Origin of the sequence: Streptomyces radicis (assembly GCF_003626575.1) — a bacterium.
Taxonomy (GTDB): domain Bacteria; phylum Actinomycetota; class Actinomycetes; order Streptomycetales; family Streptomycetaceae; genus Streptomyces; species Streptomyces radicis.
Genome location: NZ_RBDY01000017.1, coordinates 33,081 through 59,225, shown reverse-complemented (window position 1 = coordinate 59,225; position 26,145 = coordinate 33,081). Strand labels below are relative to the sequence as shown.

Here is a 26,145-nt window from a genome sequence, read left to right as displayed (position 1 = left end):
GCGGACAGCGTCTTTCCGGTCAGACTTCGAGCAGCTCGGCTTCCTTGTGCTTCAGCAGCTCGTCCACCTGGGCGACGTACTTGGCCGTGGTGTCGTCGAGCTCCTTCTCACCGCGGCGGCCCTCGTCCTCGCCGACATCGCCGTCCTTGATGGCCTTGTCCATGATCTCCTTGGCCTTGCGCCGGACGCCGCGGATCGAGATCTTGGCGTCCTCGCCCTTGGAGCGCGCCACCTTGATGTACTCGCGGCGGCGCTCCTCGGTCAGCTCGGGGAAGACCACGCGGATGAGGTGTCCGTCGTTGGTGGGGTTGACGCCGAGGTCGGAGTCCCTGATGGCCTGCTCGATGTTGCGCAGGGAGCTCTTGTCGAACGGGGTGACCACGGCCATGCGCGCCTCGGGCACCGAGAACGACGCCAGCTGGTTGATCGGGGTCATGGTGCCGTAGTACTCGGCAACGATCTTGTTGAACATCGCCGGGTGCGCGCGGCCGGTACGGATGGCGGCCAGGTCGTCCTTGGCGACCAGGACGGCCTTCTCCATCTTCTCCTCAGCCTCGAGGAGGGCTTCTTCGATCACCGTGTGCTCCTGGTTCGATGGGGTGAGCGGAATGGGGGCGGGGGCTCGCGGCTTCAGGCCCGCCGACCCTGGCTGTTGACGAGTGTGCCGATCTTCTCACCCTTCACGGCGCGGGCGATATTGCCCTCCGCCAGCAGTTCGAAGACGAGGATCGGCAGCTTGTTGTCCCGGCACAGGGTGATCGCCGTGGAGTCGGCCACCTTGAGGTCGCGCGTGATGACCTCGCCGTAGTCGAGGGCGTCGAACTTCACGGCGTCGGGGTTCTTCGCGGGGTCCGAGTCGTAGACGCCGTCGACGCCGTTCTTGCCCATCAGCAGCGCCTCGGCGTCGATCTCCAGGGCGCGCTGGGCCGCGGTGGTGTCGGTGGAGAAGTACGGCATCCCCATGCCCGCGCCGAAGATGACGACGCGGCCCTTCTCCAGGTGGCGCACCGCGCGCAGCGGGATGTACGGCTCGGCGACCTGGCCCATCGTGATGGCGGTCTGCACGCGGGAGTCGATGCCCTCCTTCTCCAGGAAGTCCTGGAGGGCAAGGCAGTTCATGACGGTGCCGAGCATGCCCATGTAGTCGGAACGGGCCCGGTCCATGCCGCGCTGCTGGAGCTCGGCGCCCCGGAAGAAGTTGCCGCCGCCGATCACGACGGCGATCTGGGCGCCGTCCCGCACCACCGCGGCGATCTCGCGCGCCATCTTGTGCACGACATCGGGATCGACACCGAGCCCGCCACCGCCCGCGAAGGCTTCACCCGACAGTTTCAGCAGGAAACGCCGGGGCTTGTCGTCCTGATTCATGGATGTCTCCTCGTGCACACACGCCAAGGAGGCCACTGCCAGTGGATCCATGCGGTCCCCTGCTGGGCAATGGCCTCCTCGTCACAACTGCGGTCGCCACGGCCGGGTGGCCCCGGCCGGACGGCCTTCCGCCCGACAATAGCCGGGTAACGTCCGTTCCGCCGCCGACCGAGGCACGGCGGCGCGGTGCGTGCGCCGGGTCAGGCGCCGACGCGGAAGCGGGCGAAGCCCTTCACCGTGACGCCGGCCTCGGTGAGCACCTTCTGAACGGTCTTCTTGTTCTCCTTGGCGAACGGCTGGTCGAGGAGGACGTTCTCCTTGTAGAAGCCGGTGACCCGGCCCTCCACGATCCTCGGGAGCGCGCCCTCGGGCTTGCCCTCCTCGCGCGCCGTCGCCTCGGCGATGCGGCGCTCGCTCTCCACCACGTCGGCCGGGACGTCCTCACGGGTGAGGAACTTCGGCGCGAACGCCGCGATGTGCTGCGCCACGTCCTTGGCGACGTCGGCGTTCTCCTCGGCCAGCTCGACCAGGACGCCGACCTGCGGCGGCAGGTCGGGGCTGGTGCGGTGCAGATAGGAGCCCACGTAGGCGCCGGCGAAGCGGGCGTAGCGGTCAAGGACGATCTTCTCGCCCAGGCCGGCGTTGGCCTCGTCGATGTAGTCCTTCACGGACTTGCCCGCCTCGATCTCCGAGGTGAGCAGGTCCGCGAGGTCGGCGGGGGCGGTCGCGAAGACGTGCTCGGCGATGGCCTGGGCGACCGCCTGGAACTTCTCGCCCTTGGCGACGAAGTCCGTCTCGCACTTCAGCTCGACCAGCACGCCTGAGGCCTGGTCGTCGGCGATCAGGGCCACGACCGCGCCGTTCTCGGCCGTGCGGCTCTCGCGCTTGGCCACGCCCTTCTGGCCCTTGACGCGGAGGATCTCGACGGCCTTGGCCACGTCCCCCCCGGACTCGTCGAGAGCCTTCTTACAGTCCATCATGCCGGCGCCGGTCAGCTCCCTGAGCTTCTTGACGTCGGCGGCGGTGAAGTTCGCCATGGTTACGTGATTCTCTTCCGGAAGTCGTCGTTCGGAAAGCGCGAGGTCAGCTCTGCTCGGCGGGCGCCTCGGCCGCGGCCGGGGCGGGGGCCTCGGCCGGGGCGGGGGCCTCGGCCGCAGCCGGGGCAGGGGCCTCGGCGGTCGCGGCGGCGGGCTGCTGCTCGTCGGCGGGCTTCTCCTCGGCCTTGGCCTCCGCGCCCTGGAGCAGCTCGCGCTCCCACTCGGGCAGGGGCTCACCGGCCGGCTTCTCGCCACCCTTGGCCTCGGCGGCGCCGGAACGGGCGATGAGGCCCTCGGCGACGGCGTCGGCGATCACGCGGGTCAGCAGGGTGACGGAGCGGATCGCGTCGTCGTTGCCCGGGATCTTGTAGTCGACCTCGTCCGGGTCGCAGTTGGTGTCGAGGATCGCGACGACCGGGATGTTGAGCTTGCGGGCCTCGCCGACGGCGATGTGCTCCTTCTTGGTGTCCACGATCCAGACGGCGCTCGGCACCTTCTGCATGTCGCGGATACCGCCGAGGGTCTTCTCCAGCTTGGCCTTCTCGCGGGAGAGGACGAGCAGCTCCTTCTTCGTGAGGCCCGAGGCGGCCACGTCGTCGAAGTCGATCTGCTCCAGCTCCTTGAGGCGCTGGAGCCGCTTGTGCACCGTCGAGAAGTTGGTCAGCATGCCGCCGAGCCAGCGCTGGTTGACGTACGGCATCCCGACCCGGGCCGCCTGCTCCGCGATGGCCTGCTGGGCCTGCTTCTTGGTGCCGACGAACATCACGGTGCCGCCGTGGGCGACGGTCTCCTTGACGAACTCGTAGGCGCGGTCGATGTACGACAGCGACTGGAGCAGGTCGATGATGTAGATGCCGTTGCGCTCCGTGAAGATGAATCGCTTCATCTTGGGGTTCCAGCGGCGGGTCTGGTGCCCGAAGTGGACGCCGCTCTCAAGCAGCTCCCGCATCGTGACGACGGCCATGGCCGTTCTCCTTGTTCACGCTCGGTTGTCGGCGCCGCCCGGGTGGGCGGACGCCCCTGACGCCCCGGCGCGCCCGCCGGGAACCGCCTGGTGACAGGCTGCTCCACGGACCGAGAGACGCGGCCACCGCGGCGCCGCGGACGGACCGGAACGCCGAAGTGGCGGGGCATGCGAGGTCGATCCGGGACCCCGGATCGCCACCAGAAGTGTACGGGACCGGAACATCCCCGGGCGACAGTCCGTCGATGTCCCCGAAGGGGTGAGGGAGTTTTCCACAGGGGGAGGTTTTTCCACCAAGATCCACTTCTGTCCCGGCGTTGCCGCACCCTCGGTGACGGAGGTGACACACAGATGGATCGACGCAGAGGGCTCGGCCGCTTCGGGGAAGACCTGGCGGTCCGCAGACTTCGGGAGACGGGCATGACCGTCCTCGAGCGGAACTGGCGGTGTCGCGGCGGGGAGATCGACATCGTCGCGCAGGACCCGCCGGAGCGCGGGGGCGCGCTGGCGGTGTGCGAGGTGAAGACCCGGCGGGGAGGCGCGTTCCAGCATCCGATGGCGGCGGTGACGCCCGACAAGATCGCGCGGCTGCGGAGGCTGGCGGACTGGTGGTTGAGCGAGCGGTGGCTCGCGGTCCACGGGGAGCCGCCGCCCGGCGGGGTGCGGATCGACATGGTGGGGGTGCTGCTGCCGGAGCGGGGCGGGCCCGAGGTCGAGCATGTGAGGGGGGTGGCGTGATGGCGTTCGCCCGCACGTGCGCGGTGGCCCTGGTCGGCGTCGAGGGGGTGGTGGTCGAGGTCCAGGCCGATCTGGAGCCCGGCGTCGCGACCTTCTCGCTCGTGGGGCTCGTGGACAAGTCCCTGAGCGAGAGCAGGGACCGGGTCAGGGCCGCGGTGATCAACTCCGGGGCCCAGTGGCCGCAGAAGAAGCTGACCGTCGGGCTGAGCCCGGCGGCGGTGCCCAAGACGGGCAGCGGGTTCGACCTGGCGGTGGCGTGCAGCGTGCTGGCCGCCGCCGAGCGGATCGACCCCCGGGTCATCGAGGACGTGATGATGATCGGCGAGTTGGGCCTTGACGGGCGGGTCCGCCCGGTCCGGGGCGTGCTGCCCGCGGTGCTGACCGCGGCCGAGGCCGGGTACCGCCAGGTGGTGGTGCCCGAGCAGACGGCGGCCGAGGCGGCGCTCGTTCCCGATGTGGCGGTCCTCGGGGTGCGCAGCCTGCGGCAGTTGATCGCCGTGCTCGCCGACGAGCCGGTGCCCGACGAGCCCGCGCCCGAGGAAGGGCCAGGGGCGCTCCCGCCCCTCGGCGCGGGCTGGGGGCACCCGCCGCCCGGCGGGCTCTACACGCCGCCAGGCGGGGAGCGGCCGCCCGACCTCGCGGAGGTCTCGGGGCAGCGGCTCGCCCGCCGCGCCCTCGAGGTGGCCGCGGCGGGGCGCCACCATCTGCTGCTCAAGGGGGCGCCGGGGGCGGGGAAGACGATGCTGGCCGAGCGGCTCCCCGGGCTGCTGCCGCCGCTGACGCGGCAGGAGTCGCTCGAGGTCACCGCGGTGCACTCGGTGGGCGGCTCCCTGACGCACGGGCGGCCGCTGATCGACCGCCCGCCGTACTGCGCGCCCCACCACTCGGCCTCGATGGCCGCGTTGGTGGGCGGCGGCACGGGGGTGCCGAGACCAGGGGCGGTGTCGCTGGCGCACCATGGCGTCCTGTTCCTTGACGAGGCCGCCGAGATGAGCGGCCAGGCGCTCGACGCGCTGCGCCAGCCGCTGGAGTCGGGGCAGGTCGTGGTGGCCCGGTCGGCGGGCGTGGTGCGGATGCCCGCCCGGGTGCTGCTCGTCCTCGCGACGAACCCCTGCCCGTGCGGCCGCCACGGCTCCCCGCACGGGGACTGCGACTGCCTGCCGAGCACGGTCCGGCGATACCGCGCCCGGCTCTCCGGGCCGCTGCTCGACCGCGTGGACCTGCGGGTGCCGGTGGATCCGGTGAGCCGGGCCGAGTTGATCTCGATGGCGGGCGGGGAGCCGACGGCCGTGGTGGCGGCCCGGGTGCTCCAGGCGCGGCAGCGGGCCGCCGCGCGCTTCGCCGGGGCTCCCTGGACGACGAACGCCGAGGTGCCGGGCCACGAGTTGCGCACCCGCTGGTCACCGCTGCCCGGCGCGCTGGCCCGGGCCGAGCAGGACATGGACCGCGGGCTGCTCACCGCGCGAGGGCTCGACCGGGTGCTGCGGGTGGCCTGGACGGTGGCGGATCTGGCGGGGCACGACCGGCCCACGTCCGAGGACGTCGACGCCGCCCTGGAGTTGCGCACGGGGGTGCGGCGCGGGGCCGGGGTGGCGGGGAGCCTGCCATGACGGCTTCCCCGGGGCGGGAGAGCGAGACGAGTCGGCTGGCGCGGGCGGCGCTGGCGCGGATCGTCGAGCCAGGGGACGGGCTGACGGGGCGCTGGCTGGCCGAGTCGGGCCCCGAGGAGGTGTGGCGCACGCTGCGCGAGGGCGGGCCCCGGCCGCCCGGGCTGTCGCCCGCGCGCTGGGATGGGCTGCTGGTGCGCACCGAGCGGGCGGCACCGGAGCGCGACCTGGCGTGGATCGCCCGGCTCGGCGGGCGCTTCGTGTGCCCGGGCGACCGTGAGTGGCCGTCCCAGCTGAACGACCTGGGCCACGCGCGCCCTCTGGGCCTCTGGGTGCGGGGAGGATGTTCGCTGCGGCTCGTGGCGGTGCGGTCGGTGGCGCTGGTGGGCGCGCGGAAGTGCACGGACTACGGCAGGCTCGTGGCACTCGAGTTGGGCGCGACTCTCGCGGGCCGCGGGTGGACGGTGGTGTCGGGCGGCGCGGAAGGGGTCGACGGCGCGGCCCACCAGGGCGCCCTGCACGTCGGGGGCGCGACGGTAGGCGTGCTGGCCTGTGGGGTGGATGTGAGCTACCCGGCGTTCCACCACGAGCTGTTGCGGGCGATCGCCGAGCGGGGGCTGCTGGTGGCCGAGCTGCCGCCGGGCGACCACCCCACCCGCGGCCGCTTCGTCCAACGGAATCGCGTGATCGCCGCCCTCACCCGCGGCACCGTGGTGGTCGAGGCGGCCCAGCGCAGCGGCTCGCTGATCACCGCGCGGCACGCCCGACGGCTGGGGCGCCATCTGATGGCCGTGCCGGGCCCGGTGACCTCGGGGCTCTCGGCGGGGACGCACCGGCTGATCCGCGAGGAGGCGACGCCGGTCGGCGACGCGGGCGAAATCGTCGAGTTGGTCGGGGAGATGGGGGAGCTGGCCGCCGAGGGGGGCGGCCCCGCGGTGCCGCGGGACCTGCTGGCCCCGCAGACGGCGCGGGTGCTCGACGCGCTGCCCGCGACGAGCGCGGTCGGCGCGGCGGCGGTGGCCGGGGAGGCGGGGATGGGGGTGGCCGCCGTGGAGGCGCGGCTTCGGGAGCTGAGCACCCTCGGCTTCGTCGAACGGGCGGGCGGGCGTTGGCAGTTGCGCAGGAGGCGGCCCACCGAGGCGAAGCGGCCCCGGCGCCGGGACAGCGCCCGCGCGTAACCCCACGGTGCGCGCAGCGGAACGTATCTGCGCATAGCCGCCGACCTCGACGTGCGCAATGCTACGCCGTGCTCACGCTACGCTCACAGAGTCCCCGTCGCGTTACCCCCCACCCCCACCCGTAATCCCGCAGATCGGCTCAACACAACGCATGCCACAGCACTCCTTGGGGCCTCGGCACGCGGCTCCGGCAGCGCCGGCCGCGGCGGAGGGCGCCACCCCCTCCGCCCCGTCCACCGCGCTCGACGAGCTGTGGCACGCCTACAAGGCCACCGGCGACGAGCGGCTGCGGGAGCAGCTGATCCTCCACTACTCGCCGCTGGTGAAGTATGTGGCGGGCCGGGTGAGCGTGGGGCTGCCGCCCAATGTGGAGCAGGCCGACTTCGTGTCCTCAGGGGTGTTCGGACTGATCGACGCCATCGAGAAGTTCGACCCGGACCGTTCCATCAAGTTCGAGACGTACGCCATCACGCGGATCAGGGGCGCGATGATCGACGAGCTGCGGGCGCTCGACTGGATCCCCCGCTCGGTGCGGCAGAAGGCGCGGGCGATCGAGCGGGCCTACGCCACCCTCGAGGCGTCCCTGCGCCGCACCCCCTCCGAGCCGGAGGTGGCCGCGGAGATGGGGGTGTCCCTGGACGAACTGCACGCGGTCTTCAGTCAGTTGTCGCTGGCGAACGTCGTGGCCCTCGAGGAGCTGCTGCACGCGGGAGGCGAGGGCGGTGACCGGCTGAGCCTGATGGACACCCTGGAGGACACCGCCGCGGACAATCCCGTCGAGGTGGCCGAGGACCGCGAGCTGCGCCGCCTGCTGGCCCGCGCGGTCAACACCCTGCCGGAGCGCGAGAAGACCGTGGTGACCCTCTACTACTACGAGGGGCTGACGCTCGCGGAGATCGGCGAGGTGCTGGGCGTGACGGAGAGCCGGGTGAGCCAGATCCACACCAAGTCGGTGCTCCAGCTGAGGGCCAAGCTCGCCGATGTGACCGGCTGACGCGGCGGCCGGGGACCCCGGTCGGGTCACCGCGCGGGTCACCTTCCGTGGACGGCGGGGCGCACATCCGGGTGAACCGCCCGGCGGCCCGGCCCCCGCGCCCTAAAGTGAGGGCGTGTCCAGGATCCCCACGGCCGAGGCGGCCGAGCGCCGCAGAAAGCGGCACGCCGCCCTGCTGGACGCGGCCGGATCGCTGCTGGCGGAGGGCGGCCCCCGGGCGCTGACCTTTCCCGCGCTCGCCGAGCGCACCGGGCTGGCCGCCTCCGCGGTCCATGAGCACTTCCCCTCGCGCGCGGCCCTGGTCGAGGAGCTGTGCGCGCGGGACCTCCCCCGGGGGCCGCCCGGGTGGCGGCCGCGATGGACGCGGCGCCCACGCCCCGCGCCAAGGCGGAGTCCTTTGTGCGGGTCCAGCTGGCCCTCGCGGTGGACGAGCGGCACCGAGCCGTACTGGCCTGCGCCGCGCGCGAGCTGGACGAGGCGGCCGCGGAGCGCGCCCATGCGGCGCGGGGCGGGCTGCTCGGCATGCTCGTCGACGTGCTCGGACGACTCGGCCACGAGGAGCCGCGCCTGGTCGCGGCGCTGCTCCAGGGCGTGGTCGACGCGGCGGTGCGCCACCTCGGCCGCCCCGGGTCGCCGACCCCCGAGGTGATCGCCGACCTCGCCGTCCGGGTTGCCCTCGACGGGGTCTCCTGCCTCCCCGGGGACGGGCACGCCGGTGGTCGGCAGCAGCCGGGAGGGGCCCCGGCGTAGCAGCCGCTCCGGGAGGAGCGAGAGTGGGTCTCGATAGGTCTCGCCCACCCGCAGCCCCCAGTGCAGACAGGGCTCGGCGCAGTGGAACGGGCCCTCGGCCAGCCTGCCGACGACGTCCCCCGCCGCGACCTCGTCGCCCACGGCGACCGACGCCCGCACCGGCTCGTAGGTGACGCGGGGCGCGGGTCCTCCCTCGGGCCCCGTGGGCAGCTCGATGCTGATCACCCCCCGCCCGGCCACCGACCCGGCGAAGACCACGCGGCCCGCGACGGCCGCGCGGACCTCGGCTCCCGCGCGGGTGATCAGATCGACCCCGCGGTGGCCCGCCGACCAAGGCTGGGGCGGCGGCTCGAAGCCTCGGGCGATCAGGGGGCGGGAGGCGCCCGAGGCGCCGGGGACCGGCCAGGCGGCGGCCTCGGGGGAGACGCCGAACAGGAACGTGCTGAGCAGCGTGGCGACGAGTGTCATGACCCCAGGATGCCTGGCCGTGACCCTCCGTGACGGGCCGCTCGCGAATCTGTGGACAACGCGGGATCTGTGGAAAACCCTGTCCCCCGATCGAGTGACGCCGGTCGATCAGGCGTTCCGGCCGCCGCCGAAGCCCGAGTCCTCGGGAAGGTCCAACTCGCTGCGGTTCAGCTCCTCAATGTTCACGTCCTTGAACGTCAACACCCGCACCTGCTTGACGAACCTCGCCGGTCTGTACATGTCCCAGACCCAGGCATCCGCCATCGAGACCTCGAAGAACACCTCTCCCTGGACCGAGTGAACCTGCATCTCGTAGTCATTGGTGAGGTAGAAGCGCCGCTCGGTCTCGATCACATATGTGAAGAGGCCGACCACATCCCGGTACTCCCGGTAGAGCTTGAGCTCCATCTCGGTCTCGTACTTTTCGAGGTCCTCGGCACTCATGGCGTTACCCCTTCAGCCGTGCGTCCCCTCATTGTGCGTCACCTGAGACATCCGCACGCCGTGGCGGTCCTGACCGGGACCTCAGGCGGGCCACCGTGGGATGGACGGCCCCGACGACGATCAGCACCGCACCCGCGCAGATCACCTGGAACAGCGGCCGGAGCGGCCCCGCGGCCGAGATCCCGCCGGGCTGTTCCGCGAAGCCCGTGGCCCGCCCCAGCTGGCCGAACCGTTCAAGCGGCCACACCACGGCCTCGACCCGCCCCGAGACCGCGTCGGCGGGCACGGTGCCGCCACCCGCCTCGGTCAGCAGGCTGCGGGAGTCGAGCGAGTCCGCCCGGTCGTCCCCCAGCAGGAACAGCTCCCCCTCGGGCACCTCGGTGTCGAAGCCGGTGCTCGACGCGGGGTTCTCGGTGTCCGCCAGATAGGGCTCGTCCACCGGCTCGCCGTTCACCGTGAGCCGGCCGTTCTCGTCGCAGCACGCGACGACGTCGCCCCCCATCCCCACCACGCGCTTGATCATCAGGGACTCGCCCCATGTGGCGTCCTTGAAGACGACCACATCGCCCCTGTGGACCTCGCCGCCGTCGATGCGCTGCGCCAGCACCCGGTCCCCCGCGACCACGGCGGGCGCCATCGAGTCCGTGGGCACGGCATACGGCTGGTACAGGATCGCGGCCAGCACGAAGCCGCCGAGCAGCAGGACACAGCCGACCCCCACCGCGGCTCCGGACAGCACGCGGCCCACTCGCCCCCGCCCCCGTATGGATCCGCTCATCAGGCCCCCCTCCGATCAATGGTCGGAAGGCGACCCTATCCACCCCGGGTGACGGGGTCAGCGCTGCGGGGTCTCCCCCATCTCGGGCCTCGCCTCTGGCCCGGCCTCCGGCGCGCGCCCCGCGGCCCAGGGCGCGGGCTCACCGGCCACGGGCGCGGCCTCCGCCGCCTTCCTCAGCAGCCGCCTGCGGCGCATCAGCACGAGCGGCACCGCCCCGGCCACGCCGAGCGCCGCGGGCGTGGCGGCCATCGCCGCGGCGCCCACCGAGCCGTAGCTGTCGGGGACGGGCAGCGTTCCCCAGCGGTCGATCGGCCACGCGATGACGATGGCGCGCCCGACCACGTCGTCCTCCGAGACGGTGCCGCCGCCCTCGAGGTTCTGGTGGTACCGGGAGTCGAGCGAGTCCTGGCGGTGGTCGCCCATCACCCACAGCCGCCCCTCGGGGATCTCGATGGGGCCGAACGGCCGGTCGCCACAAGGGGTGTTCCCGGGGAAGAGGTACTCGCTCTCGTCCAGCGGCTCGCCGTTGACCTGGACCTCGCCGCCCTCCTCGCACGCGACGGTGTCACCGCCGACGGCGATCACGCGCTTGATCAGGTCCTGGTCCTCGGCCGATGGCATCAGCCCGATGAAGCTCAACGCGCTCTGCACGGCGCCGCCGAGCCCGCCGCCCCCCTCCGGCGCCTCCCCGAGCCAGCCGCCCGGGTCGTGGAAGACCACCACCTCACCGCGCTCGGGCTCGCTGCCGAACCAGGGCGTGAGCTTGTCCACGAGCACGCGGTCACCCTCCTGGAGGGTGTTCTGCATGGAGTTGGAGGGGATGGAGAACGCCTGCATCAGGAACGTCTTGATCACCAGCGCCAGCACGATGGCGATGCCGATCAGGATGGGCAGCTCCTTCCAGAAGGAGCGCTGCTTCACCTCGCGCTTGAGGCGCCTGCCCCGGCGCCCACCCCGGGCGTCCGCGGCGAGCTCCGCCCCGTCGTCGGACGCGGCGTCGGACGGCTCGGGGCCCGGGCCCGCGCGGTCATCGGGGTCGCGGCCCGGGTCGCCCTCCGCCTCGCGGGCGGCGGCGTCACCCGGGATCGGGCCGCCCTCCCGGGGCGCGCGCCCCAGGTCGGCGCCGCGGGGTTCTTCGCCGGGTGCGCCTCCAGGGCCGGGATTCACCGGACGGTCCTCCGGGTCTTCCGCGCCGGACCGGGCACCCACCGCTACGTCCCCCACATTCGCTCCTCACGCTCCGCTCCGGGCCGTCGAGCCTGTCCCGACGTCGCAACAGGCCCACCACTCCCATAACGAGCGGGAGTTCCGCAGGGATCGGGAGTCGCGCCAATTCGTTCTCTTCGCGGGGGCCATTCTCCCCCTGGTACGCCCGGGCGTCGACGGCGCCCTCCGTCGGCGCGGCGTCGGGCACGGAGGAGAACGCGTCCGTGCCGTCCAGCCCTTTCCAGTGCCCGAACGGCCAGGCGATCACCATCGCGCGCCCGACGACCAGGTCCTCGGGGACGGTCCCATGTCCGTCCTCGTCCAGGTGATAACGGGAATCGGCCGAGTTCGACCGGTGATCGCCCATGACGAAGATCCGCCCCTCCGGGACCGTCACGTCGAACTCGATCTGGGACGGCGGATCGCCGGGGTAGAGGTACGGCTCCTCCAGCGGGACGCCGTTCACCATGACCCGGCCCTCCGGGTCGCAGCAGACCACCGTGTCACCGCCGACTCCGATGACCCGCTTGATCAGATCCTGATCGTCCGCGCTCGGCAGCAGACCGATCCAGGTCAGTGCCGATCGGATGTGCCGGATCCCAAAGGGGCCTTGATCGGTGCTCTCCTCCGTGCCGGAGGTCTCGAGCCAGCCGCCCGGGTCCTTGAAGACCACCACCTCGCCGCGCGAGGGCTCCCAGCCGAACCACGGCGTCAGCTTGTCCACGAGCACGCGGTCGTCCACGCGAATCGTTTCCTCCATCGATCCGGAGGGGATGACGAACGCCTGGACCAGAAAGGTCTTGAGCACCAGCGCGATGAGCAGCGCGGTGCCTATGAGGATCGGTATCTCCCTGGTGGTCCTCAGCCGCCTGCGGCGCTTGATCCGCTTGGCCGCCCGCCGTCGGTCGGCGCGCCCCTCCCCCGGGCCGCGCAGCGTCGGGTGCGGCTCGCCCGGATCCGACGGCCCGGCGGCGAGGTCGTCGGGTGGCGAGGGCTCCGGCGCGCGGCGGCGGGACGCCCGCGGCTTGCCGCGCTCACCCATGGGCCGACCGCAGCCAGCCCCAGCGGTCCACCGGCCACCCGATCAACTCGACCCGGCCGATCACCCGGTCCACGGGAACGGTGCCGCCCCCCGGGGAGCCGAGGTACTCCCTGGAGTCCGCCGAGTCGGAACGGTGGTCACCCATCACCCACAACCGTCCCTCGGGCACTCGGATATCAAACGTGACATTCGAAGGCTTGTCCCCTGGATAGAGATACGGCTCGTCCAGCGGCTCGCCGTTGACCTCGATCCGCCCCTGGCTGTCGCAGCAGCGCACGCGGTCCCCGCCGACGCCGATGACCCGCTTCACATAGTCGGTGTCCGAGGACGGGGACAGCCCCACCGCGGCGCCCGCCGTGCGCAGCAGCCCGCCGAGCAGCCCCGGATCCGACTGCTCCGCGGTGAACGATCCGGCTCCGTCGAAGACGATGACGTCCCCCCGCTCGATCTCACCGCCGAAGCGGTACGCCAGCTTGTTGACGACCACGCGGTCGCCGACCTGGAGGGTGCCCTCCATCGATCCGCTGGGGATCAGGAAGGGCTGCATCACAAAGGCGTTGGTGAGCATGGTGAGCACCACCGTGCTCAGCGCCACCACCACCCACAGACGCACCGAGCGCGACCACCGCCGCCACCCCTTCTGGGGTCTTGCGGGGCGATCGCGCTCCTGAGGTTGTGCGTCGGATTCGGTCACGCCGTGATGGTAACCGGGAGACGGGACCGCTCAGTTCTCCCGCTTCTCCTTGATCTTGGCGGCCTTGCCACGGAGGTTCCGCAGGTAGTACAGCTTCGCGCGGCGGACGGCGCCGCGGGTCACGACCTCGATCTTCTCCACCACGGGGGTGTGCACGGGGAACGTGCGCTCCACGCCGACGCCGAAGCTCACCTTGCGCACGGTGAAGGTCTCCCGGATCCCGGAGCCCTGGCGGCGGATCACCACGCCCTTGAACTGCTGCACACGGGAGCGGTTGCCCTCGATGACGCGGACGTGGACGTTGACCGTGTCCCCGGGCCTGAAGGCCGGGATGTTGTCCCGCAGGGAGGCGGAGTCGACACTGTCCAGGAGGTTCATGGCCTGCTGCTCTCCTCGCCGATGCCACAGGTCATCGACGGAAACGATCGTGATACGTGAATGGGACGGAAGCGGCCCGGTCGCACCGGCGGGCGGCGATCCCCCTGTGGCAGGGTCACGCGCCGGACGAGGGCCAGCGCCCTATTGTTCCACGCGGTCCGACGCGCGCCCAAATCGCCCGTCGTCCCCCGGCACCCAGCCCAGCTCCACGAGGGCCGCGCGGTCGTGCTTGTCCAGGGACGCGGGGTCGCAGCGTTCGATCAGATCGGGTCGGTTGTCGCTGGTGCGGCGCAGCGCCTCGTCCCGCCGCCAGCGGGCGATCCGCCCGTGGTGGCCGCTGATCAGCACCTCGGGGACGGCCCGCCCGCGCCACTCCGGCGGCTTGGTGTAGACCGGGCCCTCGAGCAGCCCGGCCATGGCGCCCGGCGCGAACGAGTCGTCGCGGTGCGAGTCGGCGTTCCCCAGCACGCCGGGCAGCAGCCGGGCCACGGCCTCGACCATCACCAGCACCGGGGCCTCGCCCCCGGCCAGCACATAGTCGCCGATGGAGACCTCGCGCACGTCGAACCGGGCGCCGTACTCCTCGATCACGCGCCGGTCGATGCCCTCGTAGCGGGCGGGGGTGAAGATCAGCCACTCCTCCCCCGCGAGCCGCTGCGCGAGATCCTGGGTGAACGGTCGGCCGCTGGGCGTCGGCACGACGATCACCGGCTTCGCGGGGGCGCCCGAGGCCAGCACCGTGTCCAGCGCCTCGCCCCAGGGCTCGGGCTTCATGACCATGCCGGGGCCGCCGCCGTACGGGGTGTCGTCCACCGTGTGGTGCCGGTCATGGGTGAAACGCCGCAGGTCGTGCACGCGCACGTCGAGCAGCCCCGCCGCGCGCGCCTTGCCGACCAGCGAGACGTCGAGCGGCTCCAGGTACTCGGGGAAGATCGTGACGACGTCGAGCCTCATGCGGCGCCGCCGTCCGCGGCACCACCGCCGAGCAGCCCCGGCGGGGGGTTCACCACGAGGCGGCCGCCCGCGAGATCGATCTCGGGGACGATCTCCCCGACGAACGGGATGAGCGCCTCCTCGCCGTCGGGCCGCTCGACCACCAGGAGGTCATGGCCCGGCAGGTGCGCGACGTCGGTGACGGTGCCGACGGCCGCGCCGTCCCCGGTGACCGCGTCGAGCCCGATCAGCTGGTGGTCGTAGAACTCCTCGGGGTCGTCGGGGAGTTCCTCCGGGTCGACGTCGGCGATCAGCAGGGTGTTGCGCAGCGCCTCCGCGGCGGTGCGGTCGCCCACCCCGGCGAAGCGCAGCAGGAGCCGACCGCTGTGCACGCGGCCGCTCTCGATGGTCAACGGGCCCACCGTGGCCGGGTCCGTGGCCAGGACGGCGCCGGGCGCGAGGCGCGTCTCCGGCTCGTCGGTGCGGAGTTCGACGCTGACCTCGCCCTTGATGCCGTGGGCGCGGCCGATGCGGGCGACGACGAGTTCCACTGTGATGGGGTCCTACCGCTCTCGGAGTTCTGCTTCGGGAATTCTGCTCTCGGCACTCTCGGGCGGGCCGACGCGTCGAGGGCCGGGGGCGATGTGCCGCCCCCGGCCCTCGACCGAATGCCGGTGTCGCCTCAGCGAACCTCGTCCGCGTCGACCAGGTCGACGCGGACGCCCTTGCCGCCGAGCGCGCCCACGATCGTGCGCAGCGAGCGCGCGGTGCGGCCGTTGCGGCCGATGACCTTGCCGAGGTCATCGGGGTGGACCCGGACCTCGAGCACCCGACCGCGACGCAGGGTGCGCTGGGCGACCTCCACGTCGTCGGGGTGATCGACGATGCCCTTGACCAGGTGCTCCAGGGCCTCTTCGAGCATTCTCAGCCCTCGGCCGACGCGGCCTGCGGCTCAGCGTCGGTCTTCTTCTCGGCCTTCTTCTTCGGGGTGATGGCCTCACCCCGAGGCTCGCCACCGGACTCCTTGGCCGCGGCCTCGAAGAGCGCGCGCCTGTCCGGCTTGGGCTCGGCCACCTTCATGGGCGGCGGCGCGGGCAGCCCCTTGAACTTCTGCCAGTCACCGGTCACCTTGAGGATGGCCATGACGGGCTCCGTCGGCTGCGCGCCGACGCCGAGCCAGTACTGCACGCGCTCGGAGTCGACCTCGATGCGCGAGGGGTTCTGCACCGGGTGGTACAGCCCCAGCTCCTCGATGGCCCTGCCGTCCCTGCGGGTGCGGGAGTCGGCGACGACGATGCGGTAGTGCGGCGAACGGATCTTGCCCAGTCGCTTCAGCTTGATCTTGACTGCCACGGGTGTGGTGTCTCCTGCGTGTTGACGTGGTGGGCCACGGCGGGGATCCGCGTGGGGCTGCGGTCCCGGGGGGCCCGGTGGACGCGTCAGTCGGAGGAGAGAGGGATCCTGTGCGACTGTCGAGTTCGACTGGCCATTCTGCCATAGGCCGTCAGGAGGACGCCGCCACGGTCAACGTCTCGGCGATCTCGAACGGCTTCTTGCACGCGCCGCAGACAATCGGCGCCTGCGCAAGGACAGATGGGACCACCCGGACATTCCGCCCGCACTCGCAGACCGCCTTCACCCGGACCCCGCCACCGGATGAGCCGTGCCGGGCCGCCGGACCGCGGAAGCTCCGCTTGGTGTCCGTCGCCGCGGCCGCGAGATGCGCCTTGAGCGCCCGCTGGAGCCGCTCGGCCGTGGGCCGGTACCGCCTCCGGGTCTCCGGGCTCATCGTGACCAGCGAGAAGCCACTGCTCGGGTGCGGATCCTCGGCGTGGTCGAGGCCCAACTCCTCGGCGATCGCGAGAAAGCGTCTGTTGTGGTAACGCCCGGCCCGGGAGGTGTCGCGGACACCCCGGGCGGCGGCGATGCCGTGGACGGCCTCGTGCAGCAGCCGTTCGAAGGAGAGCTCGGAGCCGCAGGCGGACGATGACTCCCCGATCAGGGACTCTGGCGTGGCCAAGTCCGGCAGCTCCGAGTGGTGCCGTTGAATGTCGGCCCACGCGTGTGCCAGCTCGGCGGCGAGAACTGGAACTGGTTGTGTCGTGCTCACGTCGTAGCTAACGAGCGAGGCCCCGCAGGTGTTCCGATTCCGGGGCAAGTCCGTGAATTTGCACCTACCCGTCAGTTCGCGGCCATTGGCCCGGGCGAACCACCCGGCGGGAACCCGGCCGATTCGGGCCGAAACCGGCCCGAATCCGGCCGGGACCATCCCTCGATCAGTAGGCGCGGCCCACGATCGCGATCGTGCCGGGGGCGTCGTCCGTCTCAGGCACCGAGCCGTCGTCGGCGACCAGACAGCGCACCGAGACCGCGTCCTGCGCCAGCCTCGCCTCGCCCTCGGCGCCGAGCTCCGCCCACGGCAGTCGCGCCCAGCCGCCCGCCGCCGCGGCCTCGATGGCCTCATCGATGGTCCGCACGTCCGAGGTCCGCTCCTCGCGGCGCTCCCGGGACTGGCGCAGCAGCAGCGCCTGGTCCTCCTCGAGCAGCGCGGGCAGCCGCGCGGCCAGCGCGTCGATCGCGATCGGCTCCTTGCCGCCGGGGATGCGGCGCGCCAGCATCGCGGTGCCATCGGCCAGATCGCGGGGGCCGACCTCGACGCGGACCGGGACGCCCTTGAGCTCCCAGTCCACCGCCCTGCGCCCGAACGGCGTGTCCGTGCGGTCGTCCACCTCGACCCTGATCCCGGCGTCGCGCAGCGCGGCGCCGATCTCGTGGACCTTGGCGAGGACCGCCTCGTCCTCCTTGATGGCCAGCACGACCACCTGCACCGCGGCGAGCCGCGGCGGGACGCGCAGGCCGTTGTCGTCGCCGTGCGACATGATCAGCCCGCCGACCATGCGCGTCGACGAGCCCCATGAGGTCTGCCAGACCAGCTCCCTGCCGCCGTCCTTGGACAGGTAGCGGGTGTCGAATGCCTTGGCGAAGTTCTGGCCGAGCTCGTGGCTCGTGCCCATCTGGAGCGCCTTGCCGTCGCGCATCATCCCCTCGAGCGTGAGGGTGTTGATCGCGCCGGCGAACCGCTCGGCGGGGGACTTGCGCCCGAGCACCACGTCGATGGCCAGGGTGTTGACCATGAAGTCCGCGTACACGTCGCGGTGGATGCGGGCGGCGTAGTCCCGCGCCTCCTCGTACGTGGCGTGGGCGGTGTGGCCCTCCTGCCACAGGAACTCGGTGGTGCGCAGGAAGACGCGGGGGCGCATCTCCCAGCGGACCACGTTCGCCCACTGGTTGATCAGCAGCGGCAGGTCGCGGTAGCTCTGGATCCACTTCGCGAACGAGGCGTTGATGATCATCTCCGAGGTGGGCCGCACCACGGCGGGCTCCTCGAGCTGCTTGCCGCCGCCGTGGGTGACCACCGCGAGCTCGGGGGCGAAGCCCTCGACGTGCTCGGCCTCCTTGGCCAGGTAGGACTGGGGGATGAACAGCGGGAAGTAGGCGTTCCGCGCGCCCGCGGCCTTGATGCGGGCGTCCATCTCCTCCTGCATCCGCTCCCACAGCCCGTACCCGTACGGTCGGATGACCATGGTGCCGCGCACCGGGCCGTTGTCGGCCAGCTCGGCCTTGCTGATCACGTCCTGGTACCAGCGCGGGAAGTCCTCCGCCTGGGAGGTGAGTACGGGAGTCTTGGCCATGGCCGGAATGGTACGGGGCGCGGGCCCCGGAGCGTGAATCGGTATCGCACCGGGGCACTTGGGCCCCGGTGCGCGCCGTCACTTCGGGGGCAGCATGTCCTTGAACTCCTTCGGCAGCTCGAAGTCCGCCGGGTCCTGGCCGTCGAACGCGCCGCCCTCGCCCTGCCGCTGGGCCGCCGCGCGCTCCTCGGCCTGGCGCTTCATCGGGTTCCCTGAACGGCGGGCGCCCTTGGCCTTCTTCTGCTGCTTGCCCTTGCGCCGAGGGCCACCACCCATCCCTGGCATCCCCGGCATGCCCGGCATCCCGGGCATGCCGCCGCCCTGGGCCATGCGGGACATCATCTTGCGGGCCTCGAAGAAGCGCTCCACCAGACCCTTGACCGCGCTGACGTCCACGCCGGAGCCGCGCGCGATGCGGGCGCGCCGCGAGCCGTTGATGATCTTGGGGTCGGCGCGCTCGCCCGGCGTCATGGACTTGATGATGGCCGCGGTGCGGTCCACCTCGCGCTCGTCCAGGTTGTTGATCTGCTCGCGCATCTGCCCCATGCCGGGCATCATCCCGAGCAGCTTGGAGATGGAGCCCATCTTGCGGACCTGCTCCATCTGGGCCAGGAAGTCGTCGAGCGTGAACTCCTTGGGCCCCTTGGCCAGCTTGCTGGCGAGCTTCTCCGCCTCCTGCTGGCTGAACGTCCGCTCCGCCTGCTCGATCAGCGTGAGCACGTCGCCCATGCCGAGGATGCGCGAGGCCATGCGGTCGGGGTGGAACGCGTCGAAGTCGTCGAGCTTCTCGCCGTTGGACGCGAACATGATCTGGCGCCCGGTGACCTGCGCGATCGAGAGCGCCGCGCCGCCGCGGGCGTCGCCGTCGAGCTTGGAGAGCACCACGCCGTCGAAGCCGACGCCGTCGCGGAACGCCTCGGCCGTGGTGACCGCGTCCTGGCCGATCATGGCGTCGACGACGAAGAGGACCTCGTCGGGGCTGACCGCGTCCCTGATGTCGGCGGCCTGGCGCATCATCTCCTCGTCGATGCCCAGGCGTCCCGCGGTGTCGACGATGACGACGTCGTACTGCTTGTCCCTGGCGTGCGCCAGGGAGTCCTCCGCGACCTTGACCGGGTCGCCCACGCCGTTCCCCGGCTCGGGGGCGAAGACGCTGACCCCGGCGCGCTCGCCGACGACCTGGAGCTGGTTGACCGCGTTGGGGCGCTGGAGGTCGCACGCGACGAGGAGCGGGGTGTGGCCCTGCTGCCCCAGCCAGCGGCCGAGCTTGCCCGCGAGGGTCGTCTTGCCCGCGCCCTGGAGTCCGGCGAGCATCACGACGGTCGGCGGCGTCTTGGCGAACCGCAGCCGCCTGGTCTCGCCGCCGAGGATGGCGACGAGCTCCTCGTTGACGATCTTGATGACCTGCTGCGAGGGGTTGAGGGCCTTCGACACCTCGGCGCCGGCGGCCCGTTCCTTCACGCGGGCGATGAACGCGCGGACAACGGGCAGCGCGACGTCCGCCTCGAGCAGGGCGACGCGGATCTCACGCGCCGTGGCGTCGATGTCCGCCTCGCTGAGACGGCCCTTGCCCCTGAGGTTCTTGAACGTCGCCGCAAGGCGGTCGGAGAGAGTGTCGAACACGGCGCTGGCGGTTCCTTACACATCGGGGGTCGGGTCGGCGGTGCCCTCCAGCGTATCCGCCCCGCGCCGCCGCGGTCAGCCCGCGGTGGCGGGGGCCGGTGGGGCACCGGGCGCGAGGGCCGCCTCGATGTCGCGCACGAGCCCGGCCGCCTCCTCCGGCGGGAGGGGGGCGTCGTCGGTGCCGGTGACGTAGAACGCGTCGACCGCGTTGGCGCCCAGGGTGCTGACGTGCGCGCTGCGCACATGGACGCCCGCGGCGTCGAGTGCCCTGCCGATGCGGTGCAGCAGCCCGGGGGCGTCCTGGGCGCGCACCTCGATGACGGTGGCCCGCCGCGAGCCACCGGCGGCGACGGTGACGCGGGGCGGGGGCGCGTTGAGCCTGCGGCGGGGGCGCCGGTAGGCGGCCTCGCGCTCGGCGAGCCTGGTGGCGATGTCGAGGGAGCCTTCCAGGGCGCGGACGAGGTCGGCGCGAAGGCGTTCGGCCTGCGGGAGCGAGCCGTACTCGGCGGCGACCCGCCACTGGAGCAGCAGCACGGGGCCCTGGCCCGCCGGGTCGGCGGTGCGCAGCTCGGCGGAACGCACGGTGAGGCGGTGCAGGGCGAGCACACCCGCGACGGCGGGCAGCACACCGGGGCGCTCGGGGATGGCGACGAACAGCTCGACGCCGACAGGGCGCGGCTCGTCCGACGCGTCGGCGGCGTCGGCGTCCTCGTCGGCCGCGCCCTCCCCGGGGCCGGGGCGCAGGGTGACCACGGGGGCGCCGGTGCGCAGGGCGTCGAGGGCGAGGCGTTCCGCGGTGGCGGCGGAGCGCCCGCGCGGGGCGGGCCTGACCGGCTCGGCGCCGTCGCCGAGGCGGGCCGCGACCCGTTTGACCAGGTCGGCAAGGAGCGAGGCGCGCCAGCTCGACCAGGCGGCGGGACCGGTGGCGAGCGCGTCGGCCTCGGTGAGCGCGTGCAGCAGCTCGAGCGTGCCCGCGCCGCCGACCGCCTCGCTGACCTGGGCGACGGTGGCGGGGTCGTCGAGGTCGCGGCGGGTGGCGGTCTCGATCAGCAGCAGGTGCTGGCGGACCAGGGTGGCCAGCACGTCGACGTCCGTGGGGCCGAAGCCGATCCGGGCGGCCATGTCGCGGGCGATGGTCTCCCCCGCGACGCTGTGGTCGCCGGGCCAGCCCTTGCCGATGTCGTGCAGCAGCGCGGCGACAAGCAGCAGGTCGGGGCGGCCGACGCGGCGGGTGAGGGCGGAGGCGCGCACCGCGGTCTCCACGAGGTGCCGGTCGACGGTCCACCGGTGAACGGCGTTGCGCTGGGGCCGGCAGCGGACCCGTTCCCAGTCGGGCAGCAGCCGCGTGACGAGCCCGGCGGCCTCGAGCGCCTCCCAGACCGGGACGGTGTCGGGCCCGGCGCCGAGCAGGGTGATGAACTGCTCGCGCGCCTCCGCGGGCCACGGCACCGGGAGCCGGACGTCGGCCGCCGCCATCGCGTGCACGGCGGGCAGCGCGAGGGGCAGCCCGTGCTGGGCGGCCGCCGCGGCGGCGCGCAGCGGCAGCACCGGGTCGCGGTCGGGCCTGGCGGAACGGGCGAGCACGACCTCGCCCTCCTGCTCGACGACGCCGTCGGCGAGCGGGGCGCGCTCCTCGGCGGGCGCGCGCCTGATCCCGCGGCTGCCGCCGATGAGCCCGCGCAGCCCGCGGCGGGCGGAGCGGGCGCGCAGCACGCGGCCGACCTCGCGCCAGGTGACGTCGGACGCGTACGAGATGGTGCGGGCCGCCTCGTAGACGCGGCGCAGCAGGGTGTCGGCGTCGAGCAGCCCGAGGGCGCGGGCGACCTGGTCCTGGTCCTCGAGGGCGAGCCGGTCGGTGGCGCGCCCCGTGACCAGGTGGAGGGCGTCGCGCACGTCGAGGAGGACGTTGCGCGCGGCGTCGAGACCCTGGCGCGGGGCGTCGGCGACCCAGGAGGCGGCGACGGCGCGCAGCGCGGTGGCGTCGCGCAGGCCGCCGCGGGCCTCCTTGAGGTCGGGTTCGAGGAGGAACGGCAGCTCGCCGTGGCGCTCGGCCCGTTCCTGGCCGAGCGCGCGCAGCTCGGGGAGGCGGGTGGCGGCGCGGGAGCGCCAGCGGGCGAGCAGCCCGGTGCGCAGCTCCGCGGTGAGGGCCGCGTCGCCCGCGAGGTGCCGGGCGTCGAGGAGGCCGAGGTGGACCTTGAGGTCGTCGGCCGCGGTCTCGTGCGCCTCGGCGAGGCTGCGCACGGAGTGGTCGAGGGCGATGCCGAGGTCCCAGACCGGGTACCAGAGCCGGTCGGCGACGGCGGCGATCTCGGCGCGCGGGGCGCCCCCGTCGTGCAGGAGCAGCAGGTCGAGGTCGCTGCGGGGCGACAGCTCGCCGCGGCCGTAGCCACCGACCGCGACCAGGGCCACCCTGGCGGGCCTGGCGGGGCGCGGGCCGCTGTCGAGCAGGTCGGCGAGCCAGGCGTCGGTCAACCGCGCGAGCTGCGCACGCCGCGGCGGCCCGGTCTGCTCCCCCCGCGTGAGGAGGTGCAGCCGGGCCGCGGCGTAACCACCGCTGGGGCCCGTCGTGTCGCCGGTGGTCGGTGTGGTCTCCGCCGTCATGCGGCCCCAACTCCTGTGGTTGACCAGGGGATCGGACAGGCCCTTCGTTCGCCTTCGCCCCCTACAGGGCGTCGGGGCCGCGCTCGCCGGTACGGACGCGGACGGCCGTCTCGACGGGCAGGCTCCAGACCTTTCCATCGCCGATCTTGCCCGTCCTGGCCGCCTTGACGACGACCTCGATGAGCTGCTCGGCGTCCGAGTCCTCCGCCAGGAGCTCGATGCGGATCTTCGGGACCAGGTCCACGGTGTACTCCGCGCCCCGGTAGACCTCGGTGTGGCCGCGCTGGCGGCCGTAGCCACTGGCCTCCGTGACGGTCAGGCCGTTCACCCCGAACGCCTGGAGGGCGTCCTTCACCTCGTCCAGCCGGTGCGGCTTGATCACCGCGGTGATGAGCTTCATGCGTCCACCTTCTTCTCGCCGGCCGCCGCACCAGCGGGCGCCGACACACTGTTGACGGGCACGGAACCGGTGCCGGTCTGGGTGAAGTCGTACCCGGTCTCGGCGTGGTAAGCCAGGTCGAGCCCGGCGACTTCCTCCTCCTCGGAGGCACGGAAGCCGATGGTGCGCTGGAGCAGCTGGGCGAGGATGTAGGTGACCACGAAGGAGTAGGCGAGCACGGAGAACGCGCCGAGCGCCTGCTTGCCGAACTGCTCCACGCCGCCGATGCCGTCGGTGGCCAGGAAGCCGACGAGCAGCGTGCCGACGAGGCCGCCGACGAGGTGGACGCCGACGACGTCGAGGGAGTCGTCGTAGCCCAGCTTGTACTTGAGGCTGACGGCCCAGGCGCACAGGACGCCGGCGACGACGCCGATGAGCACGGCGCCGAGCGGGGTGACGTGCGCGCCGGAGGGCGTGATGGCGACGAGGCCCGCGATGGCGCCGGACGCGGCGCCCAGGGTGGTGAACGTGCCGTGGCGGACGCGCTCGTAGGCGAGCCAGCCGAGGACGGCGGCGGCCGTGGCGACCTGGGTGTTGAGGGCCATCAGGGCGGCGGTGCCGTTGGGGGACAGCGCGGAGCCGGCGTTGAAGCCGAACCAGCCGAACCACAGCAGGGCGGCGCCCAGCAGGACCATCGGGAGGTTGTGCGGGCGCATCGGCTCCTTCTTGAAGCCCACGCGCTTTCCGATCACCAGGACGGCGGCCAGCGCCCCCGCTCCGGCGTTGATGTGCACCGCGGTGCCGCCGGCGAAGTCGATGACCTCCTGGCCGAACAGCCAGCCGTCGGCGGCCCACACCCAGTGCGCGACCGGGAAGTAGACGACGGTCACCCACAGCGTGATGAACAGCGCCCAGCTGGTGAACTTGACGCGATCGGCGAGCGCGCCGCTCATCAGGGCGGGCGTCAGCACGGCGAACATCAGCTGGAAGACGGCGAAGGCGAGGATGTCCCCGTTCTCCGCGGTGATGTCCTGGAACCCGGCGAAGTCGAGGTTGCCGATGATGCCGCCGTCATCGGCGTCGCTGTAGTTGCTGCCGAAGGCGAGGGTGAACCCGTAGAGCACCCAGAGCACGCTGATGATGCCCAGGGAGATGAAGGACATCATCAACATGTTGAGCGCGCTCTTGACCCGGACCATGCCGCCGTAGAAGAAGGCGAGCCCGGGCGTCATCAACATGACCATTGCGGCACTGATCAGCACAAAAGCGATATCAGCTGCTTCCAACGTGAACGTCTCCTCGGTGTTACGACCCGTGCGGGCAGGATCTTGGGCGGGTCAGGATGCGCCACAGGCTCTCCGAGGGCCGTTTCGGTCGATGGAGTCAATTGTTTCGCGGGGGTGACGATGGCGCACGGAGTGTTACGCCGCAATGAAATCGATCACGCACGGCACGCATCGGCGTTACCGTGTCCGGCACCGTCGCACACGCTCGCGCACCGTCGCGCGCCACCGCGGAACCGGCCGCGGCGACCGCCCGGGGTGACCTGGCGGGGGGAGCCGAGTCGGGCTGTCCGGGGCGGCCGACGCGGCCGGCGTCTGGGGTGTGACGAGGCGGGGGCGAGGGCTTCAGACGGCCCTCCTCGCCTCACTTTCCGGGAGTTCCGCGCTGAGCCGGTGGCTGAGGTCGACCACCTCGGGCACCCGGGCGAAGTCGCGCCGCGCGGTCGTCCAGGTCTTCCGCAGGCGGTTGTTCACCCGTTCGGAGCGGAGCCTCTTGGCGAGGGTCATCGCCTCGCCCGCGCTCGCGGCGCACGCCTCGGCGTCGCGCCCGAGGAGGTGAACGGTGGCCATGCCGATGAGGTTCAGTGCATACGAACGCTGGTGTCCGCCGAAGGGGTCGGCCGCGCACTCGTCGGCGAAGAGGCGCACCGCGCGCTCCATCAACGGCCTGGCCCTGGACAGGTACGTCGGGCTGCGGCCCGCCACATAGGCGAGATCGCGGTAGGAGTGGGCGTTCTCCGCGTGCAGCTCGGCCTCGGAGAAGAAGCGGATCCAGTCCGGCTCCGGCTCCCCCGGCCTGATCTCGGCGAACGTGTCCTCCGCCATCCGCACCGCGCGGTGGCACTTGGGCGGCTGGCCCAGGGTGGCATAGGCCCTGGCCTCGAGCGCGTACAGCATGGCCTGTGTGCGGGCGGTGGCGCGCTCCCTGCTGCCGTACTGCGCCAGGTGGATCAGCTCGAGGGCGTCCTCGCCGCGGCCGAGGTGGATCATCTGGCGGCTCATCTGGGAGAGCACATACGCGCCCAGCGCCCGGTCCTCGGCCTCCTTGGCGGCGTGCAGGGCGAGCACGAAGTACTTCTGCGCGGTGGGCTGGAGGCCGATGTCGTAGCTCATCCAGCCCGCCAGCTCCGACAGCTCGGCGGTGACCCCGAACAGCCGCCTGCGGACCGGCTCGGGCTGGCTCTCCTGGAGCAGGTCCGTCACCTCGTGCAGCTGGCCGACCACGGCCTTGCGCCGCAGCCCGCCCCCGCACTGGGCGTCCCAGCCGCGGAACCGCGCGGTGGTCTCGGCGAGCTGGGCGAGCTCGGGCCCCGAGAGGCCGGTGAGCCTGCGGCCCTCGCGCCCCTGCGGCGGCAGGGCGGCGAGCCGGGCGCCGGGGGCGGCCTCGCTCGCGGGGGTGGGGACCAGCCAGCGCTGCATGGGCTCTATCAGGGCGGGCCCCGCGGACATGGTCAACGAGGTGCCGAGGAAGCCGCGGCGGCCGAGCATCAGGTCGCTGCGGGAGAACTCGCTGATCAGCGAGACCGTCTGCGGCCCGGCCCAGGGCAGGTCGATCCCGGAGACGGCGGCGGAGTGCGGCAGCGAGCGCAGGCCGAGGTCCTCGACGCTGACGACGCAGCCGAAGCGCTCCGAGAACAGCTCGGACAGGATGCGCGGGATCGGCTCACGCGGCTGCTCCCCGTCAAGCCAGCGCCGCACCCGCGAGGTGTCGGTGCTGATGTGGTGCGCCCCGAGATGACGGGCCCGCCGGTTGACCTGCCGGGCCAGCTCGCCCTTGGACCAGCCGCTCCGCCGGAACCACGACCCGAGCCGCTCGTTCGGCTCCCTGGCGGAGGTAGCGCTGCCGCCCACGTTGACGCCCCCAATCACGGTATCCGCGCGCGGCGGCCGGCGAGCGGCTGCTGACACGACGTCTACGAATGCACCGAAAGTAATCCTACGATCACCGGGGTGGCGAGAGGGGGCTCTCAATCGCCACCATTCGCCAC

Annotated in this window: 25 protein-coding genes and 2 pseudogenes; 5 read left to right on the top strand and 22 right to left on the bottom strand. The window is 72.6% G+C overall.

The window, feature by feature from the left end; translation table 11 throughout:
• Positions 1 to 19: 19 nt before the first annotated feature.
• The 4 genes from frr to rpsB all read right to left on the bottom strand — a co-directional run bounded on the left by frr (position 20) and on the right by rpsB (position 3,369).
• Complete coding sequence (frr, locus tag D7318_RS20860; protein ID WP_120698646.1) at positions 20 to 577, bottom strand: ribosome recycling factor; 558 nt, start codon at positions 575 to 577, stop codon at positions 20 to 22.
• A gap of 53 nt (positions 578 to 630) precedes the next feature.
• Positions 631 to 1,368: a UMP kinase gene (gene pyrH, locus D7318_RS20855; protein ID WP_120698645.1), complete on the bottom strand. Its 738-nt coding sequence runs from the start codon at positions 1,366 to 1,368 to the stop codon at positions 631 to 633.
• A gap of 200 nt (positions 1,369 to 1,568) precedes the next feature.
• Entirely contained in the window at positions 1,569 to 2,405 is an 837-nt protein-coding gene (tsf, locus tag D7318_RS20850; protein ID WP_120698644.1) for a translation elongation factor Ts, read from the bottom strand.
• A gap of 46 nt (positions 2,406 to 2,451) precedes the next feature.
• Complete coding sequence (gene rpsB / locus D7318_RS20845) at positions 2,452 to 3,369, bottom strand: 30S ribosomal protein S2 (protein ID WP_120698643.1); 918 nt, start codon at positions 3,367 to 3,369, stop codon at positions 2,452 to 2,454.
• Positions 3,370 to 3,720: 351 nt separating this feature from the next.
• Between rpsB and D7318_RS20840 the strand changes: the two genes are divergently transcribed.
• The 5 genes and pseudogenes from D7318_RS20840 to D7318_RS32930 all read left to right on the top strand — a co-directional run bounded on the left by D7318_RS20840 (position 3,721) and on the right by D7318_RS32930 (position 8,636).
• Positions 3,721 to 4,107: a YraN family protein gene (locus D7318_RS20840; RefSeq protein ID WP_120698642.1), complete on the top strand. Its 387-nt coding sequence runs from the start codon at positions 3,721 to 3,723 to the stop codon at positions 4,105 to 4,107.
• The gene (locus tag D7318_RS20835) at positions 4,107 to 5,717 is read left to right on the top strand and encodes a YifB family Mg chelatase-like AAA ATPase (RefSeq protein WP_120698641.1); all 1,611 of its coding nucleotides are present in this window, start codon (positions 4,107 to 4,109) and stop codon (positions 5,715 to 5,717) included. Before D7318_RS20840 ends, D7318_RS20835 begins: the two co-directional genes overlap by 1 nt.
• Positions 5,714 to 6,892, top strand: coding sequence for a DNA-processing protein DprA (dprA, locus tag D7318_RS20830; RefSeq protein WP_120698640.1), 1,179 nt, complete (start codon positions 5,714 to 5,716; stop codon positions 6,890 to 6,892). Before D7318_RS20835 ends, dprA begins: the two co-directional genes overlap by 4 nt.
• 151 nt (positions 6,893 to 7,043) lie before the next feature.
• Positions 7,044 to 7,886: an RNA polymerase sigma factor WhiG gene (gene whiG, locus D7318_RS20825; RefSeq protein WP_120698639.1), complete on the top strand. Its 843-nt coding sequence runs from the start codon at positions 7,044 to 7,046 to the stop codon at positions 7,884 to 7,886.
• 115 nt (positions 7,887 to 8,001) lie between these two features.
• Positions 8,002 to 8,636: pseudogene (locus tag D7318_RS32930) on the top strand (TetR/AcrR family transcriptional regulator).
• Between the two features lie 84 nt (positions 8,637 to 8,720).
• On the opposite strand, the pseudogene D7318_RS32925 reads toward D7318_RS32930, so the two are convergent.
• The 18 genes and pseudogenes from D7318_RS32925 to nsdA form a co-directional block, all read right to left on the bottom strand.
• Positions 8,721 to 9,104 (bottom strand): annotated as a pseudogene (locus D7318_RS32925) (peptidoglycan DD-metalloendopeptidase family protein); the annotation flags it as partial.
• 108 nt (positions 9,105 to 9,212) lie between these two features.
• On the bottom strand, positions 9,213 to 9,548 hold the full coding sequence (locus tag D7318_RS20815) for a DUF2469 domain-containing protein (protein WP_113689892.1): 336 nt from the start codon (positions 9,546 to 9,548) through the stop codon (positions 9,213 to 9,215).
• Between the two features lie 28 nt (positions 9,549 to 9,576).
• Positions 9,577 to 10,326: a signal peptidase I gene (lepB, locus tag D7318_RS20810; protein WP_120698637.1), complete on the bottom strand. Its 750-nt coding sequence runs from the start codon at positions 10,324 to 10,326 to the stop codon at positions 9,577 to 9,579.
• Positions 10,327 to 10,383: 57 nt separating this feature from the next.
• Positions 10,384 to 11,493 (bottom strand): signal peptidase I, encoded by a 1,110-nt coding sequence (gene lepB, locus D7318_RS20805; RefSeq protein WP_230423937.1) that lies wholly within the window; start codon positions 11,491 to 11,493, stop codon positions 10,384 to 10,386.
• Entirely contained in the window at positions 11,402 to 12,574 is a 1,173-nt protein-coding gene (gene lepB, locus D7318_RS20800; protein WP_120698636.1) for a signal peptidase I, read from the bottom strand. Before lepB (D7318_RS20800) ends, lepB (D7318_RS20805) begins: the two co-directional genes overlap by 92 nt.
• Positions 12,567 to 13,268 (bottom strand): signal peptidase I, encoded by a 702-nt coding sequence (lepB, locus tag D7318_RS20795; RefSeq protein WP_120698635.1) that lies wholly within the window; start codon positions 13,266 to 13,268, stop codon positions 12,567 to 12,569. The genes lepB (D7318_RS20800) and lepB (D7318_RS20795) overlap by 8 nt, the downstream gene beginning before the upstream one ends.
• A gap of 30 nt (positions 13,269 to 13,298) precedes the next feature.
• Positions 13,299 to 13,646, bottom strand: coding sequence for a 50S ribosomal protein L19 (gene rplS / locus D7318_RS20790; protein WP_120698634.1), 348 nt, complete (start codon positions 13,644 to 13,646; stop codon positions 13,299 to 13,301).
• Between the two features lie 141 nt (positions 13,647 to 13,787).
• A complete protein-coding gene (gene trmD, locus D7318_RS20785; RefSeq protein WP_120698633.1) occupies positions 13,788 to 14,600 on the bottom strand; it encodes a tRNA (guanosine(37)-N1)-methyltransferase TrmD in 813 nt (270 codons plus the stop codon).
• Positions 14,597 to 15,130 carry a ribosome maturation factor RimM gene (gene rimM / locus D7318_RS20780; RefSeq protein WP_120698632.1) on the bottom strand — a complete coding sequence of 178 codons (534 nt, stop codon included), beginning with the start codon at positions 15,128 to 15,130 and terminating at the stop codon, positions 14,597 to 14,599. The genes trmD and rimM overlap by 4 nt, the downstream gene beginning before the upstream one ends.
• Before the next feature lie 131 nt (positions 15,131 to 15,261).
• Positions 15,262 to 15,501, bottom strand: coding sequence for an RNA-binding protein (locus D7318_RS20775; protein ID WP_120698631.1), 240 nt, complete (start codon positions 15,499 to 15,501; stop codon positions 15,262 to 15,264).
• Positions 15,502 to 15,503: 2 nt separating this feature from the next.
• Positions 15,504 to 15,932, bottom strand: coding sequence for a 30S ribosomal protein S16 (gene rpsP, locus D7318_RS20770; protein ID WP_120698630.1), 429 nt, complete (start codon positions 15,930 to 15,932; stop codon positions 15,504 to 15,506).
• 151 nt (positions 15,933 to 16,083) lie between these two features.
• Positions 16,084 to 16,689, bottom strand: coding sequence for a hypothetical protein (locus tag D7318_RS20765; RefSeq protein WP_120698716.1), 606 nt, complete (start codon positions 16,687 to 16,689; stop codon positions 16,084 to 16,086).
• Between the two features lie 166 nt (positions 16,690 to 16,855).
• Positions 16,856 to 18,271 (bottom strand): proline--tRNA ligase, encoded by a 1,416-nt coding sequence (gene proS / locus D7318_RS20760; protein ID WP_120698629.1) that lies wholly within the window; start codon positions 18,269 to 18,271, stop codon positions 16,856 to 16,858.
• A gap of 78 nt (positions 18,272 to 18,349) precedes the next feature.
• Entirely contained in the window at positions 18,350 to 19,894 is a 1,545-nt protein-coding gene (gene ffh, locus D7318_RS20755; RefSeq protein WP_120698628.1) for a signal recognition particle protein, read from the bottom strand.
• Positions 19,895 to 19,969: 75 nt separating this feature from the next.
• Positions 19,970 to 22,495 carry a [protein-PII] uridylyltransferase gene (locus tag D7318_RS20750; RefSeq protein ID WP_120698627.1) on the bottom strand — a complete coding sequence of 842 codons (2,526 nt, stop codon included), beginning with the start codon at positions 22,493 to 22,495 and terminating at the stop codon, positions 19,970 to 19,972.
• A 61-nt stretch (positions 22,496 to 22,556) separates the two neighbouring features.
• Entirely contained in the window at positions 22,557 to 22,895 is a 339-nt protein-coding gene (locus tag D7318_RS20745) for a P-II family nitrogen regulator (RefSeq protein WP_120698626.1), read from the bottom strand.
• Positions 22,892 to 24,106, bottom strand: a complete 1,215-nt coding sequence (locus D7318_RS20740; RefSeq protein WP_230423936.1) for an ammonium transporter — start codon at positions 24,104 to 24,106, stop codon at positions 22,892 to 22,894. The genes D7318_RS20745 and D7318_RS20740 overlap by 4 nt, the downstream gene beginning before the upstream one ends.
• Positions 24,107 to 24,502: 396 nt before the next feature.
• Complete coding sequence (nsdA, locus tag D7318_RS20735; RefSeq protein WP_120698624.1) at positions 24,503 to 26,008, bottom strand: transcriptional repressor NsdA; 1,506 nt, start codon at positions 26,006 to 26,008, stop codon at positions 24,503 to 24,505.
• Between the last annotated feature and the right edge of the window lie 137 nt (positions 26,009 to 26,145).